Here is a 15,203-nt window from a genome sequence, read left to right on the forward strand (position 1 = left end):
GATGTCCTCTCTATTTTAGATATTTGTATAGCATCTTTATTTCCACTCTAGATATGGCAACATCTTTTTCTGCAATTCACACATTTCATCTATCATCGCACAGGCTTGATAATAAGTAGGAGCTTGAGGATCCAGTAGAATAGCTTGCAGCAATTTCGTTTTCGATTTTTCTACATACGCCTCTAACAACAGTTTATGGATCGTTCCTTGGATATGAATCGTACCGATAATAGCCGTTGGCAATTCAACGGTCATTGGTTTAAATGCAACTCCATCTTTGTTAACAACAGCTTGAGTTTCAACGACCATATCATCTGGAAGTCCTTTTATAGCGCCATTATTTTGCATATTAACAGCGTTTACGTGAATTTCATCGTCGAAGAATATAGCTTCGATAATTGGAATAGCATATTCATTGCTGACTTGAACCTTTTCTTTATCAAAAATATATGCCTGCTCCGTCCAGAGCTCTTGTGACATAGTTTCTGAGAATAAACCTTGATCCAGATTGTTACCGCTTGCACAATACACAAATTCAGGTGTTCTTGAATCTTTCTCCCACAGTTTTTCTCTTATCGGATCATAGCGGTACTGAAGTGATAGTCCTGCGTAGAAATCTTCCGCATAGGATACATACTCGCCGCAATGGTTCGTGCCAGGATAAGGATAATATCCATAGGTGCGGTACATCGTTCTGGATAACGCAATATGATCAAACTGCGCCAATCGATTTGCCTGTTTTTCTTTTTCATGAAATAGAGGATATAGATCTTCTCCGGTCTTCTTGTTCCAGATCTTAGTGAAGAAACCGAAGTGATTCAAACCGCCGCCTTCCATACCGATAGCGCTTACTTCCATCTCCAAAAACTCGGCCAGCTGTTGAATTCCCATATCGAGGCCATGACACAAGCCTACCACTTTAATCGAAGTTAGTTTAGAGATAGCTTCTACCAATTTAGCTTCCGGATTCGTGTAATTGATAAGCCAAGCCTTCGGACACACTTTCTCCATGGTCTGCGCAATTTCCAGCATTGGACCTAAATTTCTCAGTGTATGGAACATAGATCCCGGACCGCCATTCTCACCATAAATCTGTTTGCTGCCGTAACGACGTGGAATATGGAAATCCTGAGACCAGTAGAAGTATCTCTCGACCTCAATAGCAACGATGACAAAGTCAGCCCCTCTTAACGCATCTTCCAGATGAACCGTTTGCCAAATCTTCGCAGGATGAGAAAATGAAGTGAACATTTCGGTCGCATACCTATAGGTTCTATTCACATTCTCTTCTACAATGTCCATAAGCGCGATTTCCAGATTCACTTGATTCTTCAATCGCTCTGAAAGTACCATATCCTGAAGCGCACCTAATGCAAAGGAAACACTTCCTGCTCCAATTAACGCAACTTTCATGTTTTTCATTTGTCTATTCTCCTTTAGCTTTTTTATATACGTTATATCCGGCCCCAATAATTCCGGCATCAGGCCCAAATTCTGATAACACTATGTTTACATTGCTTCTTAAATGCGGGAGCACCTTCTTTTTAGCGCTTTCAATTACTCTTTCGATTAACCATTGGTTGTGATAAATGACCGCCCCTCCGACAACAAAAATATCAGGATCTATCGTCTGCATTAAAGAAACAATGGCATTGGAAAAGTACTCGATCCATGAATCAATGACCGCTATCGCTCGCTCATCTTTCAAATGATACTGTTCAAACAACAAACTCGTCGTTGCATGACTACCATACAAAAACTTGCTTTCCTCTTCTAGTGCTATGCCGCTGCATAAAGATTCCAGCGTACCGTCATATAACGTTGAATGATTTTTTTTGCTATCGGAAATAATCATGCTTCCAATCTCACCGGCATATCCGTGCGCACCATGAACAATCTCTTTGTTAAGAATGATACCGGATCCAATTCCTGAGCTTACCGTTATATATATCGCTGGATCATATGCTTTAGCGGCTCCATGATCCGATTCAAGCACGGTGATTACGTTTACATCATTCTCAAAAAAAACATCATATCCTGGAAAGTAAGATTTGATCATACCGATTTTGACATTTTCCAGACAAGGGATGTTGGTCACATCTTTGATGACTTCGGTTTCATCATTCCAAGGGATCGGCAACACAATGCCTATTTTACTGGCCTTCTGTTCATGGTCTACCTTCTCAATCATTGCTTTGAGAGCTATAAAAATCTCTTCAGGATGTTGGAAACTGCTCGTCAAAGCCGTCTCTTTTCGAACTAACTCAAGGCTCTCATTCACCAATCCAACTCGAATGTTTGTGCCTCCAATGTCTACACCGATAACAACGTTACTCATGTTTGTACTCCTAAATTTTGATGACTATCCAATGTATTTTGCTGCTTCCGCATCCAAATAGAAATCTATATGTTCATAACCGAGCAATTGCTGGGCAGGCAGTTGTGCGTTTGGATTTGAGAATATTTCTTTCACGATTTTAGCTTTTCGCTCACCGGTTATGACGACAACTACCCTTTTACTATTGGCAATCTGTTCTAAACCTAATGTGATTCCTTGTACTAACTCTGTCTGCTGATCAAAATATTTCTGAGCGACTGTCTTTGTTGTTTCCGATAACTCCACTACACTGCTATGATTTAATACGGGGCAGCCAGGTTCATTGAGCCCAATATGTCCATTCATGCCTACGCCCATTAAACTGAACGTTATGGGATGTTGTTCGATAAAGCGATCAATTCGTAAGCACTCCTGCTCCAAATCCGGTGATGTTCCATCAAAAAACTCAACCTGGCTGTTATCTAGCGACACAAGCGAGAATAAATCCTGGTTCAACATCTGATAGCAACTTCCTTCAGAGCTTCTGTCAATTCCAACCCATTCATCCAAGCTTACGATGTTAAGCTCCTTGATCCTCTTATGAATATCTGCATCGCTCGCAAATTTCTGATAACTTTTGTGCGGAGTACTACCTGAAGCCAGACAAAAGACCGGATGTTCATCGTTTAATAAATGATCTTTCATTTCTCTGGCGATTTCGCTTGCTACTTCCTCTTCACTATTAAAGATTTTGATCATCTTGTTCACTTCCTTGTTGTTATGCAGAAATGACATTAATCATCTCTTGCTGAAGAATAAGTATGGCTGCTCCGATGGCTGTTGATTGATGGGAGTCGCTCACCGAAATATGAGGAGTCCATTCCGTATATTGCTCAACGTAGTTTTGGGTACGATTCAATATACGTTCCGGAAATAGCGCTATGGTCTTACCGCTAATGATGATCTGATCGATATCCAATATGCTAATCATATTCGTAATCGTTAAAGCCAGATTCTTAGAAACATAGTCGATGCAAGCTTCGACATCTTCAGCAGAATTCAAATCATATGTGCTTAACAAGTATTTAATAGCTAATCTGCTCTCCAGCCACCCGACTGAGGATGGAGTTCGCTTATATTCCGTATCAAAGCACATGTACTCCAATTCACCTGCGCTTGCATTTACGCCTCGGTGCAGCTCTTTATTAATGATCAAGCCGCCCCCAACCCCATCACCTGCAGCAATATGAACCAGACTCGTCGGTGCTAAATCTGAATTTTCTAGATTCCGGAATTCCGCCACTGTGGCAGCGTTAACATCGTTCTCTAGAAGAATAGGTAAGTTCACTTCGTCTTTCAATTTCTCAATAATAGGCTCGTAATTAAAGTCGTTTTCTTTGTTATGCTGCGTTCTCATTCGGATCGTTTTTTTCCTTGTATTGATCGCTCCATCAACGCCAACGCCGATCCCCAAAACAATACTGTTCATTTCCTTGGCCTTGTTCTTCAAATGCATAATGATCTCTTTAAATGTTGAAGTGAACTCTTCGCTATAAAACGGGATGTCCGTTTCAATCGAATACGAATCAATGACCTTGCTGTATAGGTTAATGAGTAAAGCCGTAATCGTATTGCCAATAATCTGTATTCCGATGGTTGTGTAGCTATTTTCATTAAATTTGTACACCGTGCGTTTTCTTCCCAAGCCGCCAGTTCCTTCTCGGCTTTCACCAGTGACTGTCAATAATCCGATCTCTTCAAAAAAGGTAACAATCTTGCTCACCGTAACAAAACTCATTGATGTTTTTTCTGTGATCTCGACTTTTGCCAACTCGGGATGTTGCAGCAAAATATCAAAAATGATTTTTCGATTCTCATCTTTAATATCATTTGGCAGAAACGATTTCATAAGTTCCCCCCACCTTATATTGATTTAATTTAATTAAATTAATAAACAAACTTAAATAATTAACTCCTTAAGTGCTATTATATATTTACTGACGTACATGTCAAGGTCTTATTTTCTAGCTTCCATAGAAATTCATAAATATCTTTAACCAAAAATCGAGGGCACCGGATTTTCCGGGCCCCCTGATTTTCACTCGCCAGTATATGGTGGTGCTAGCGCTGTTTATTCTGAATCGCTGTCTTCATCTCCTACAGCCTCGCCAGCTTTGTTACCCAATGCTGCGCCTGCGATGCCACCTGCAATAGTGCCAATTGGACCCAATACGGAACCCACAGCAGCACCCACGACACCGCCACCTGCAGTTCCTACAGCTTCTCCAGCGTCAACATCCATGTTGGCAGTGTCGCGGTCAGAATTAACGTTTTGATTACGATCGTTTTTATTAGCCATCCATCTCACTCCCTCGGAATTGTGATAGGAACCGCTTCTTTTTGCCAGACCAGTTCCAAATCATATCTTGCCCTAACGGAGCTGAAAGGATTCTTAAAAGTTAATCTTCTCCAAGTAAAGTCCACATGCATCCGCCATTCCACCCGTCTGAACTCGTTCTTTGGAGAGTAAAATGGATGGTATTTCTTCTGCTTCCTTTTCGCCCAATCCGATCTCGATCAACGTTCCAATCATTTTTCGAACCATATTATAAAGAAATCCGTTGCCGGACACTCGAAATTGGATGAAGCCTTCTACTTCATCTACGTCCAGCGAATATATTTTACGTACCGTATCCTTTTTCTTAGACTTGGCATTAGAATAAGCCGTAAAATCGTGTTCACCGATAAAATACTGGCATGCACTTTTCATTTTTTCGATATCCAGCTGTTTCCCAACATGCATACTGTACTTTCTCATAAAGGGATGGCTATACGCTTCGTTCCAAATCTTGTACATATACGTTTTATCTTTCGCATTATAACGAGCGTGAAAACGGTCATCCACTAGCGCTACTTCCGTAATGCTAATATCCGGAGGTAAATAATGATTCAAAAAATTCATGATTTTAGATTCAGGCATATTGTCACTGATCTTAAAATTGGCTACTTGCGCAAGAGCATGGACCCCCGCATCTGTTCTGCTGGACCCAATGATTTCAATGGGTTGGCCTACCATGACGGATAAGGCATTTTCGATTTTCCCTTGAATGGTATTCTCACTATCACCAAGACGCTGCCAGCCCTTATAACGTCCACCATCATATTGAATAGTCAATTTATAATTATTCATTGTTTACTCTATTCCTCCACATATGAATCGGTTATTTTTTTGCATAATTGTAGAAAACAATGTAGTTCTTCTTCTGTCAACGTATTCTCAATTAAATTCATCGTTTCATTTCTGAATTTTTCTGATCTTACAAGAAAATTCTTACCATCAGAAGTAATAAAAATGTCATACGCCCGCCGGTCCGTTTCCTGACGTTCTTGTGTAATATATTTTTTCTCTAAAAGCCTTTTCGTTAGCTTAGACATTCCAGCTTGAGAAATCCCACGAATCTCTGCTAACTCTTTCGTTGTTTTAGAGCCTTGTTTATCTAAAATGTCCAATACATTATATTGGGCCGTAGTAACACCCTCAATATTAAGACGATTAATATTGTTCATAATCATACATTGAAAAGGAATATAATATTTTTCTAGTTCCTTTTTGGCCATAAATGTTTCCCTCCCTTCATATATTTTTCTAAATATTGTCCTGTAATGGAGGACTTACAGTTTATTAGATTCTTTGCCGTTCCCTCGAATATTACTTCACCACCCTTTTGCCCTGCAAAAGGTCCCAAATCAATAATCCAATCGGCTTGACTGATAACGTCCAAATTATGTTCTATCACAATTACGGTGCTGCCTTGTTCAACAAGACGGTTCAACATTTTAAGGAGCTGGGATATATCTGACATATGAAGTCCAGTGGTTGGTTCATCCAGCACATATATATTCCCATTACTTTCAAGTTCAGCGGCGAGTTTTACTCTCTGCAGTTCACCGCCAGATAAAGTATTTAATGGTTGTCCAAGCGCGATATAAGTTATTCCTACATCTGCAATTCTTTTTAAGGTTGCGGATATTTCTTTTTCGTAGAAAAAATCCAAGGCTTCGTCAACTGTCATGTTTAAAACTTCGCTTATACTTTTGCCACGCAATTTGTAATTTAATACCCCATCAATAAATCTATTGCCCTGACAAACCTCACACTCACTTACAACCGTATCCATAAACGTCAAGTCTGTATAGGTTACTCCCAACCCCTTGCAGTTAGGGCAGGCTCCTTGTGAATTGAAGCTGAATAAAGCAGGCTTTACATGATTGGCTTTCGAGAACAACTCCCTTATTGTATCGAATAATCCTGTAAAAGTAGCGATATTGGAACGTTTCGAAGCTTGGATTGGCTTCTGATCAATAAATATCGTCTCAGGATAAAATTTGGGCAACACTTGATTAATTAATGTACTTTTTCCTGAACCTGCAACTCCAGTAACTACCGTCAGTACCCCTTTAGGAATGTTCACATTAATATTTTTAAGATTATGCAAATATGCGTTTTTCAAAGATAACCAATCGGCTGGGGTTCTAATGTTCTTTTTCAACTGGGTATGATTGCATAAGTATTTTCCCGTAAGTATGTCTGCTTTCACCAAACCATTCAAATCACCTTGATACATGATTCTGCCACCATTTGTTCCAGCTTGCGGCCCCATATCAATGATATGATCTGCAATTTCAATAACATCAGGATCATGCTCGACTATAAGAACGGTATTCCCTTTGTCACGTAATTGTTTTAATAAATCATTGATCTTATTTACATCATGGGGATGTAAACCAATGCTCGGCTCATCAAAAATATAAGTAAGATCCGTTAAGCTGCTTCCTAACTGCCGAACCATCTTTATCCGCTGTGATTCACCGCCTGAAAGAGTGGATGTTTCACGGCTTAAACTTAAATAACCTAGACCAATTGAAACTAAATGTTCCAACCGATTTCTTAGAGCCATGGCCATGGTTGCTGCTATAGGGTCCTTAATGGCATTGATAAAATCCAGCAAATCCGTAATTTGCATGTCCACACAATCCGCTATATTTTTATCATTTATTGTGCACTGCAAGACCTCATGATGTAATCTAGTACCGCCACAGAGAAGACACTTTTCTTTACTGACAATACCAGCAATTTCTTTTTTATATTTTTTTGATTCTCCATCTTCTTTTTTTAAGAAACTTCTTTCAATTCTAGGTATAAGACCTTCATACAGTGAAGTTTTCGGCCATTCCGGATCAGCGGTAATTACTTTAATATCTGATTTGTATAAAAGCAACTCCAATTCTTCTGCTGTAAAGTCTTTTATTTTTTTGTCGTTATCAAAAAAGCCTGAATGGATATATCTTTTTAATCTCCATCCTCCCGGTTCAAAGGTTGGAAATAAAATGGCTCCCTCAATGAGAGATTTATTGTTATCCAACAGCCGCTCGATATTTATTGTATCGATTTTTCCTAATCCCTCGCATTTTGGACACATTCCAGAAGGATTATTAAATGAAAAAACATCGGAATAGCCAACAAAGGGTTGTCCTATACGGGAAAACAACAATCTCAGTAATGAATTTATATCTGTGATCGTTCCAACCGTTGACCTTACGTTTCCTCCAATACGTTTTTGATCGATGATAATGGAAACAGATAAATTCTGAATGGCATCCACATTCGGTTGTCCATAGTGTGGCAAGCGATGCCGAATAAAACTTGAATACGTTTCATTGAGCTGCCTTTGTGATTCTGCTGCTATCGTATCAAATACTAAAGATGATTTTCCTGAACCTGAAACTCCAGTAAAGACCGTTATTTTTTTCTTTGGGATTTGCACATCAATATTTTTCAGGTTTTTCTCTCTAGCTCCAACTACATGTATATATTCTTCCTCTTTCTTATCCATAAGATCACCTTTCAAAAAACTTGTATGCTTTACATTTTACATAACTGAGTAAATATATAACCAGGTTAATTATATTTAACACCTTTCTTTTTTTAAATGCAACCGTGATTTAGAAACCCAATTAGGATAGATCATCCATATTGGTTCTTTTTCGTTTTTATTCTTACTTCGGATCTCTCCTTACTCAAAAATAGGTTGCGAATTTTAGACGATGTTTGCGAATTATGGGATTCTGAAAACGGTACCATACTTGCTACAATAGACATGCAACGAAACAAACTTAGTTCAGGGGGAATAAAAATGAAAAGGTTTTCTATGTTGCTTATAGCTTGCATGTTAGTTGTAGGGGCGTTAAGCGGTTGTGGAAATGGTGAGTCAGATTCGGGTTCATCTAATAAACTTGTCGTCTACAGTCCGAATAGTGAAGAAATCATCAAGACCATCATTCCAATGTTCGAGAAGGAGACGGGGATTACAGTTGAACTTGTAACGGCTGGAACAGGCGAAATTGTTAAGCGCTTACAGTCTGAGAAACAGAATCCTTACGCTGACGTTATGTTTGGTGGTTCCATGGCTGGTTACCGTGAAAATGCCGACCTATATGAGCCGTACGTGTCACCCGAAGACAAGAACTTAATTGAAGGTCATCGCAATACTTCGGGATTTGCTACCCCTTATATCTCAGATGGAAGCGTGTTGCTCGTGAACAAAAACCTCATCGGCGATATTAAAATTGAAAGCTATGAGGATTTGCTCAACCCGCAGCTTAAAGGAAAAATTGCTTCTGCTGACCCAGCAAGCTCAAGCTCCGCTTTTGCGCAGCTCACCAATATGCTGAAAGCGATGGGCGGCGACTATGAGAATGATAAAAGCTGGGACTATGTTAGCCAATTAATCGAGAACCTAGACGGTAAAATTGCAAGCGGTTCCGGTGCCGTTCACAAAAGCGTTGCTGACGGTGAATATGTAGTTGGCCTAACTTACGAAGACCCTTCTAGCACTTATGTAAAGAACGGTGCTCCGGTAGAAGTTGTATATCCGAAAGAAGGCGCAGTATTCCTGGATGCGGCATCCGGTATTATCAAAGATGCTCCGCACATGGACAATGCCAAGAAATTCATCGACTTCATTCTATCTAAAGAAGCACAAGATGCGTTTGGTACTCAATTAACGAACCGTCCGCTTCGCCAAGATTCGCAGCTTGGTGACCACATGAAGCCATTAACCGAGATCAATATGATTGATGAAGACACGGACTATGTAAGTGCGCATAAATCCCAAATCATTGAGCGTTACATCGATGTATTTACAAGCACCAAATAAACTATAAGAATTAGGTGACAACTATGAGCGTAACAATAACCATTAAAGATTTAGTAAAAAAATATGGTGATGCAACCGTCATTCCTGAGTTGTCCCTGGAGATTAAGAAGGGTGAATTCTTCACCCTTCTCGGTCCTTCCGGGTGCGGCAAAACAACACTTCTGCGCATGATTGCTGGCTTTAACAGCATTGAAGGCGGAACGATTAACTTTAACGAGCGTGTCATTAATCAGGTCGAACCAGGTAAGCGAAACATCGGGATGGTGTTTCAAAGCTATGCTATCTTCCCTCACCTAACGGTTAAAGGAAATATCGCGTTTGGACTTGAGAACCGGAAATTATCTAAAGCTGAAATTAGCTCCAAAGTAGATGACATCTTGAAGGTCGTACAAATCGAACAATTCAAAGATCGCATGCCAAAGAATCTGTCGGGTGGTCAGCAGCAGCGTGTTGCACTAGCCAGAGCGATCGTCATCCGCCCCGATGTGCTTCTTATGGACGAACCTCTATCCAACCTAGATGCCAAGCTTCGTGTCGACATGCGGAACGCGATTAAAGACATTCAAAGAGAAGTCGGGATTACAACTGTCTACGTAACGCATGATCAGGAAGAAGCTATGGCTGTATCCGATCGAATTGCGGTCATGAAATCAGGTGTGATTCAGCATCTCGGTACGCCACAAGAAATTTATCAACGTCCTGCGAATGTATTCGTTGCTACCTTTATCGGTCGTACCAATATTATTGAAGGAAGCTTAACAAAAGCGGCGGGCAGCTACAACTTGCAGATTGGTTCAGGCTATTCGGAAGAACTCTCTAACATTCAAGTGCCAAAATCGAATGCGCAGAATACTCTTAACGTTAAAATTTCGGTTCGTCCTGAAGAGTTCATCATGACCGAGGATCAAACAGGCCTGAAAGCGACTATTGTACACAGCGTATTCTTAGGACAGAACACCCATTATTTTGTAGACTTGGAGTCCGGTCAACGGGTTGAAATCACACAGGAATCGAAATCCACACAAATACTTGAACCTGGTGAAGTCATTTATCTGAAGGTGAAAAAAGAGAAGATTAATGTTTATGATGCTGCAGGTGAATTGAACTATACAAGGGGCGGTCAACTATGAGGGGGACGCGCAAACGATTTGATATCTGGACCAACATTTCGTTACTGATCTTCGCTTTCTACATTCTTTTTCTGGCCCTACCTTTATTTACAATGTTGTTCAAAAGCGTTTACAACGGCACGACAGGCGACTTTTCACTCGCCTATTTCACAAAGTTTTTCAGTAAACCCTATTATTTAAATGCCCTGTTCAACAGTGTTAAAGTAACCGTCAGCGTAACATTACTTGCTGCTATCATCGCAACGCCGCTGGCCTATATCATGGCAACGGTAAAAATTAAAGGCAATTCAGCCATTCGAGTGTTGATTCTGATCTCGTCGATGTCGGCCCCATTCATTGGAGCTTACTCCTGGATCCTGTTGTTAGGAAGAAGCGGCGTCATTACCAAATTCGTTAGCAACACATTTGGAATTACGATGCCTGATATATACGGTTTTACGGGTATAGTAGTGGTCTTAACCTTGCAGATGGTCCCTCTTATCTTCATGTATGTATCGGGGGCACTTAAGAATGTGGACCAATCGCTAATGGAAGCTGCAGAAAGCATGGGTTATAAGGGCTTCAGCAAAATGCGCAAAGTGCTGCTTCCACTCATTACGCCAACCTTGCTTGCAGGCGGTCTACTCGTATTCATGCGTGCACTCGCTGATTTTGGTACACCGATGCTGATTGGTGAAGGGTACAAAACAGTCCCTGTACTGATCTTTAACGAGTTCATCAGTGAGGTCGGCGGCGATGATGGTTTCGCTGCTGCGATCAGTGTCATTGTCGTTCTGTTTGCAACAACGATCTTCCTGCTCCAAAAGTTCGTTTCCAATCGTAAATCCTTTACGATGAGTGCGCTACACCCAATTGAATCCAAGAAGAAAAAGGGAATCGGCAACATTGCGGCTCATGGCGTCATCTATCTGTATACTTTAATTGCACTGATGCCGCAACTATATGTCATCTATACTTCTTTCCTGAAATCGAACGGCAGAATTTTTGTAAAAGGTTACTCGCTCCAAAGCTATCGGGATGCTTTCAGTAATATTGGAGGCGTCATTACGAACACGTTCTTCCTGGCAATCGTGTCGCTTGTCGTCATCATTCTGTTAGCGATTCTGATCGCTTATGTAACCGTTCGAAGAAAAAATGCTTTAACGAACACGCTTGATATTTTCACGATGTTCCCTTATATCGTTCCCGGCTCCATTCTAGGGATTGCCTTATTGATCACGTTTAACAATAAGCCGTTGGCACTGAGCGGAACAGCTTTAATCATGATCATCTCGTTTGTCATTCGGCGTCTGCCTTATACGATTCGATCGAGTGCAGCCATTCTGCATCAGATTAACGATGGTATTGAAGAAGCAGCGATCAGCCTGGGAGCTTCCCAGATGAAGACGTTCTTCAAGATTACACTGCCGATGATGCTTGCAGGCGTAGTCTCCGGTGCGATCTTAAGCTGGATTACCATCATTACCGAATTAAGTACTTCGATCATCTTGTATACAGGCAAGACCAAGACCGTAACAGTTGCCATTTACACCGAGGTTATTCGCGGGAACTATGGTGTTGCGGCAGCACTGTCCACGATCCTTACCGTGATTACGGTAGTATCGCTGCTTGTCTTCCTTAAGCTCTCTGGACAGAAAGAAGTTTCACTTTAAGAGGTCGCTTTTGATCACGAAGTAATACAGAAAGTAACTCGGCATCGAATCTTGCGTTCACTCTCGAAGTCCGCTGCTCATGTAGTCTTGCCTACACTGCGCTGCTCCTTCTTCGACTTCACGCAACCTTCTCGGTGCTGAAAAGCGACCTTTTTGAACATGTGTTTAATAGAATGATCACATCCAAGCCGGTACCTGCAGCATAGAGGGCCGGCTTGGATGTATTTGGATTGTCTGCTATGAACCACGAGTAAAGTATAATGTAAAATGAGAGGATTATCGTAAGTGGAGGGCAATATGGAACATAAAAAAAAGCGTAATTTCAAGGAATCAACCCGTCACTTATTTCGAATATATACGATTATCCCGTTTTCCATTTTAATCGTACTGTTCTTGGCTTTCACCATTATTAATGGCAGAATGAACCTGACCCAAAAAACAACCGAAGCTGCCCAATCCATTAGTCAGTCCATGGCAGAAGTATATCAGCAATACTACGAAGAGATTAATCAGATGGCCCTCTCCCCTACGGTTATAGACTATGTGAGCACACATTTGGACAGTGATAAAGTGTACTCTGAGTTTTATGATTTCAACAATCATCAGAAGGTCAAGAGTATTTTCCATATCGTCAATACGGAAGGCATCTTCCTGGCTAGTTCCGCTCCGCCAGATGAACTGCATTCCAACTTTGCCTTTGGCAATCTTATTCATCGGATTGATCAGAGGCCAAGCGACACGCTAACCGAAATGAATAGCTTCCGTTATTCGCATGATCGCGATACGAGCTATACGTTTGGCAAAGCCATCGTAAAGGATAAGCAGACGATAGGCTATATCATCTTCCAACTGTACGAGTCAGACATCCAGAAAGTTATTTTCGAACACAATAATGAGATCGCCATGATCACCGATGAACATAACACAATCATTGCCACAACTAGCAATGTTACCAAAGGTGTTCTGAACAAATTCAGCCCTAAGCTCGATAATCAGGGGCATGTTCTATTGAACGATGGCAAGTACTACATGTATTCCAAGCGAATACCTGACACGCCTATTCAAGTCATCACGCTTAATTCCTACAAATCAGAGCAATACACCTACTATACGGTGACTTTCTTTGTCCTTGCTGCCAGCCTGCTGTTATGGGTCATGATTCAGTTCCTGGCCAATAAAATGTCTACGCGTAATTCCGAATCGATCGATAAATTAATTCATGCTTTGGCACAGCTGCGCGAAGGGAATTTCAATGACTATGTCGACATTCAGACAAATGACGAGTTTGAAATTCTAGGTGATGAGTACAATGTGATGCTGGATCGATTAAAGGATTTGATGGAGAAAAATAAAGAGCTGTTAGAGCTCCGCACCATTATTGAGATAAAGCAGCTGCAATCACAATTCCATCCGCATTTTATATTCAATGTACTGGAAACACTGCGCTATGCAATTAAGATTGACGCGAATCAGGCGCAGGAAATCGTCATGATTCTATCCAGACTACTTCGATACAGTATCGGACATGATCGCAGTGTTCAGCTTAAGGATGATATGAATTATGTACGTGATTACCTGAAGTTACAGCAAATTCGTTTCAATGAACGATTGGAGTATCGGATTTCAGTTGCGGAGGAAACCCAAGATGTATATGTCCCTAAGCTTCTGCTTCAACCGATTATCGAAAACGCTATCAAATATGGCTATCAAAACCAAACCAATGTGCTTATTGAGATTAGGATCTACACATCCACAGGAAAGCTGATTCTGGAGGTTCGCGACAACGGGCCAGGCATGGGTGAAGAGACGTTGGAGGAAGTTAATCAAATTTTGCAAAGTCAGACGAACGTTACACAGCATATCGGGCTATACAACGTTCATCGTCGTTTAGTGCTTCTATATGGTGAAGAATCCGGCATCCACATTGTCAGCACGCAAGGAAAAGGCACCTGTGTAACACTTACAATTCCTTACGAATGGAGTGAACATCATGTTTAAAGTTCTGCTTGTTGAAGATGAAGATATGATTCGCAGGGGGATACGATTCAGCATTGATTGGACTAAATACGATTGTATCGTCATTGAAGAAGCGCTTAACGGACAAGATGGCTATGAGAAGATCTGCGAGCTTAAGCCAGATATTGTCATATCGGACATTAACATGCCGATTATGGATGGCATATCGATGATTAGAGAGGGGCTACAGAAGCATACCTTCAGCAGCATAATTATTTCCGGCTATAATGAATTTCATCTTGCCAAGCAAGCACTCCAGTTAGGTGTAACTGAGTTTTTAGTGAAGCCATTAGAGGATGATCAGTTGGTTGCAGCACTGGAATCTGCCAAAGCAAAAGTGGATTTAATACGCAAATATGAAATCATCTCTAATCATCCGCAAGAAAAAGAAGAGATTATTAACAGCAAATTTTTAGAGAAAGAAACTAAAACATCTAAATACGTATCCAAAATGATCGCCTATGTGCAGGAGAACTATGCAAAGAAAGTCAGCATCCATGACCTCGTTGAAGAGCTTGGCTTAAGCGCCTATTACTTGAACCAAAAATTCAAGGCAGAGACAAGCTATACGTTCAATGAGTTTCTCAACCGCTATCGCATCCAAAAATCGATAGATTTACTGAAATCAGGTGATAACAAAGTATATACAATCGCTCAAGATATCGGCTTTAGTGACTACAAGTATTTTATTAGTATCTTCAAAAAGTACGCCCACGTCACGCCAAGCCAATATCAAGAGTATTTCGAGGACAAGAACTTATAGAATTATAATAACCTGGGCCCCCCTTTGTCTCCAATCATTTCATTGACATATCTACCTCCAAGTAGCCCTTTTTTGCGCGCAAAAAGACCGCAGGCTATGCTATGTCTG

The 15,203-nt window shown here is 40.8% G+C and carries 13 protein-coding genes; 5 read left to right on the forward strand and 8 right to left on the reverse strand.

Annotated elements, in window-relative coordinates; all coding sequences use genetic code 11:
• Positions 1-36: 36 nt before the first annotated feature.
• From AC2TF5_RS23105 to AC2TF5_RS23140, 8 genes are all read right to left on the reverse strand, one after another.
• Positions 37-1,422 carry a family 4 glycosyl hydrolase gene (locus tag AC2TF5_RS23105; protein ID WP_491299458.1) on the reverse strand — a complete coding sequence of 462 codons (1,386 nt, stop codon included), beginning with the start codon at positions 1,420-1,422 and terminating at the stop codon, positions 37-39.
• 4 nt (positions 1,423-1,426) lie between these two features.
• The gene (locus AC2TF5_RS23110; RefSeq protein WP_491299459.1) at positions 1,427-2,338 is read right to left on the reverse strand and encodes an ROK family protein; all 912 of its coding nucleotides are present in this window, start codon (positions 2,336-2,338) and stop codon (positions 1,427-1,429) included.
• A 24-nt stretch (positions 2,339-2,362) separates the two neighbouring features.
• On the reverse strand, positions 2,363-3,112 hold the full coding sequence (locus tag AC2TF5_RS23115; RefSeq protein ID WP_491299460.1) for a 6-phosphogluconolactonase: 750 nt from the start codon (positions 3,110-3,112) through the stop codon (positions 2,363-2,365).
• Complete coding sequence (locus AC2TF5_RS23120) at positions 3,096-4,226, reverse strand: ROK family protein (protein WP_491299461.1); 1,131 nt, start codon at positions 4,224-4,226, stop codon at positions 3,096-3,098. Before AC2TF5_RS23120 ends, AC2TF5_RS23115 begins: the two co-directional genes overlap by 17 nt.
• Before the next feature lie 222 nt (positions 4,227-4,448).
• A complete protein-coding gene (locus AC2TF5_RS23125; protein ID WP_491299462.1) occupies positions 4,449-4,676 on the reverse strand; it encodes a hypothetical protein in 228 nt (75 codons plus the stop codon).
• A gap of 93 nt (positions 4,677-4,769) precedes the next feature.
• Positions 4,770-5,507, reverse strand: coding sequence for a tRNA pseudouridine(38-40) synthase TruA (gene truA / locus AC2TF5_RS23130; protein ID WP_491299463.1), 738 nt, complete (start codon positions 5,505-5,507; stop codon positions 4,770-4,772).
• Positions 5,508-5,515: 8 nt separating this feature from the next.
• Positions 5,516-5,935, reverse strand: a complete 420-nt coding sequence (locus tag AC2TF5_RS23135) for a MarR family winged helix-turn-helix transcriptional regulator (protein ID WP_491299464.1) — start codon at positions 5,933-5,935, stop codon at positions 5,516-5,518.
• Positions 5,917-8,211, reverse strand: a complete 2,295-nt coding sequence (locus tag AC2TF5_RS23140; protein WP_491299466.1) for an ATP-binding cassette domain-containing protein — start codon at positions 8,209-8,211, stop codon at positions 5,917-5,919. Before AC2TF5_RS23140 ends, AC2TF5_RS23135 begins: the two co-directional genes overlap by 19 nt.
• A 300-nt stretch (positions 8,212-8,511) precedes the next feature.
• Between AC2TF5_RS23140 and AC2TF5_RS23145 the strand changes: the two genes are divergently transcribed.
• From AC2TF5_RS23145 to AC2TF5_RS23165, 5 genes are all read left to right on the forward strand, one after another.
• Positions 8,512-9,534, forward strand: coding sequence for an ABC transporter substrate-binding protein (locus tag AC2TF5_RS23145; protein ID WP_491299467.1), 1,023 nt, complete (start codon positions 8,512-8,514; stop codon positions 9,532-9,534).
• Positions 9,535-9,557: 23 nt separating this feature from the next.
• Entirely contained in the window at positions 9,558-10,664 is a 1,107-nt protein-coding gene (locus tag AC2TF5_RS23150) for an ABC transporter ATP-binding protein (protein WP_491299468.1), read from the forward strand.
• Complete coding sequence (locus tag AC2TF5_RS23155) at positions 10,661-12,316, forward strand: ABC transporter permease (RefSeq protein WP_491299469.1); 1,656 nt, start codon at positions 10,661-10,663, stop codon at positions 12,314-12,316. The genes AC2TF5_RS23150 and AC2TF5_RS23155 overlap by 4 nt, the downstream gene beginning before the upstream one ends.
• Positions 12,317-12,613: 297 nt before the next feature.
• A complete protein-coding gene (locus AC2TF5_RS23160; RefSeq protein ID WP_491299470.1) occupies positions 12,614-14,314 on the forward strand; it encodes a sensor histidine kinase in 1,701 nt (566 codons plus the stop codon).
• On the forward strand, positions 14,307-15,095 hold the full coding sequence (locus tag AC2TF5_RS23165) for a response regulator transcription factor (RefSeq protein ID WP_491299471.1): 789 nt from the start codon (positions 14,307-14,309) through the stop codon (positions 15,093-15,095). Before AC2TF5_RS23160 ends, AC2TF5_RS23165 begins: the two co-directional genes overlap by 8 nt.
• The last annotated feature ends 108 nt before the right edge of the window (positions 15,096-15,203 follow it).

The organism is Paenibacillus sp. JNUCC 34 (assembly GCF_058269055.1).

Bases quoted from the DNA above. Each gene is read 5' to 3' on its own strand.
- AC2TF5_RS23140 (WP_491299466.1), bottom strand. From the start codon at position 8,211: ATGGATAAGAAAGAGGAAGAATATATACATGTAGTTGGAGCTAGAGAG.
- AC2TF5_RS23155 (WP_491299469.1), top strand. From the start codon at position 10,661: ATGAGGGGGACGCGCAAACGATTTGATATCTGGACCAACATTTCGTTA.
- AC2TF5_RS23105 (WP_491299458.1), bottom strand. From the start codon at position 1,422: ATGAAAAACATGAAAGTTGCGTTAATTGGAGCAGGAAGTGTTTCCTTT.
- AC2TF5_RS23125 (WP_491299462.1), bottom strand. From the start codon at position 4,676: ATGGCTAATAAAAACGATCGTAATCAAAACGTTAATTCTGACCGCGAC.
- AC2TF5_RS23115 (WP_491299460.1), bottom strand. From the start codon at position 3,112: ATGTCATTTCTGCATAACAACAAGGAAGTGAACAAGATGATCAAAATC.
- AC2TF5_RS23135 (WP_491299464.1), bottom strand. From the start codon at position 5,935: ATGGCCAAAAAGGAACTAGAAAAATATTATATTCCTTTTCAATGTATG.
- AC2TF5_RS23150 (WP_491299468.1), top strand. From the start codon at position 9,558: ATGAGCGTAACAATAACCATTAAAGATTTAGTAAAAAAATATGGTGAT.
- AC2TF5_RS23160 (WP_491299470.1), top strand. From the start codon at position 12,614: ATGGAACATAAAAAAAAGCGTAATTTCAAGGAATCAACCCGTCACTTA.
- truA (WP_491299463.1), bottom strand. From the start codon at position 5,507: ATGAATAATTATAAATTGACTATTCAATATGATGGTGGACGTTATAAG.
- AC2TF5_RS23110 (WP_491299459.1), bottom strand. From the start codon at position 2,338: ATGAGTAACGTTGTTATCGGTGTAGACATTGGAGGCACAAACATTCGA.
- AC2TF5_RS23165 (WP_491299471.1), top strand. From the start codon at position 14,307: ATGTTTAAAGTTCTGCTTGTTGAAGATGAAGATATGATTCGCAGGGGG.
- AC2TF5_RS23145 (WP_491299467.1), top strand. From the start codon at position 8,512: ATGAAAAGGTTTTCTATGTTGCTTATAGCTTGCATGTTAGTTGTAGGG.
- AC2TF5_RS23120 (WP_491299461.1), bottom strand. From the start codon at position 4,226: ATGAAATCGTTTCTGCCAAATGATATTAAAGATGAGAATCGAAAAATC.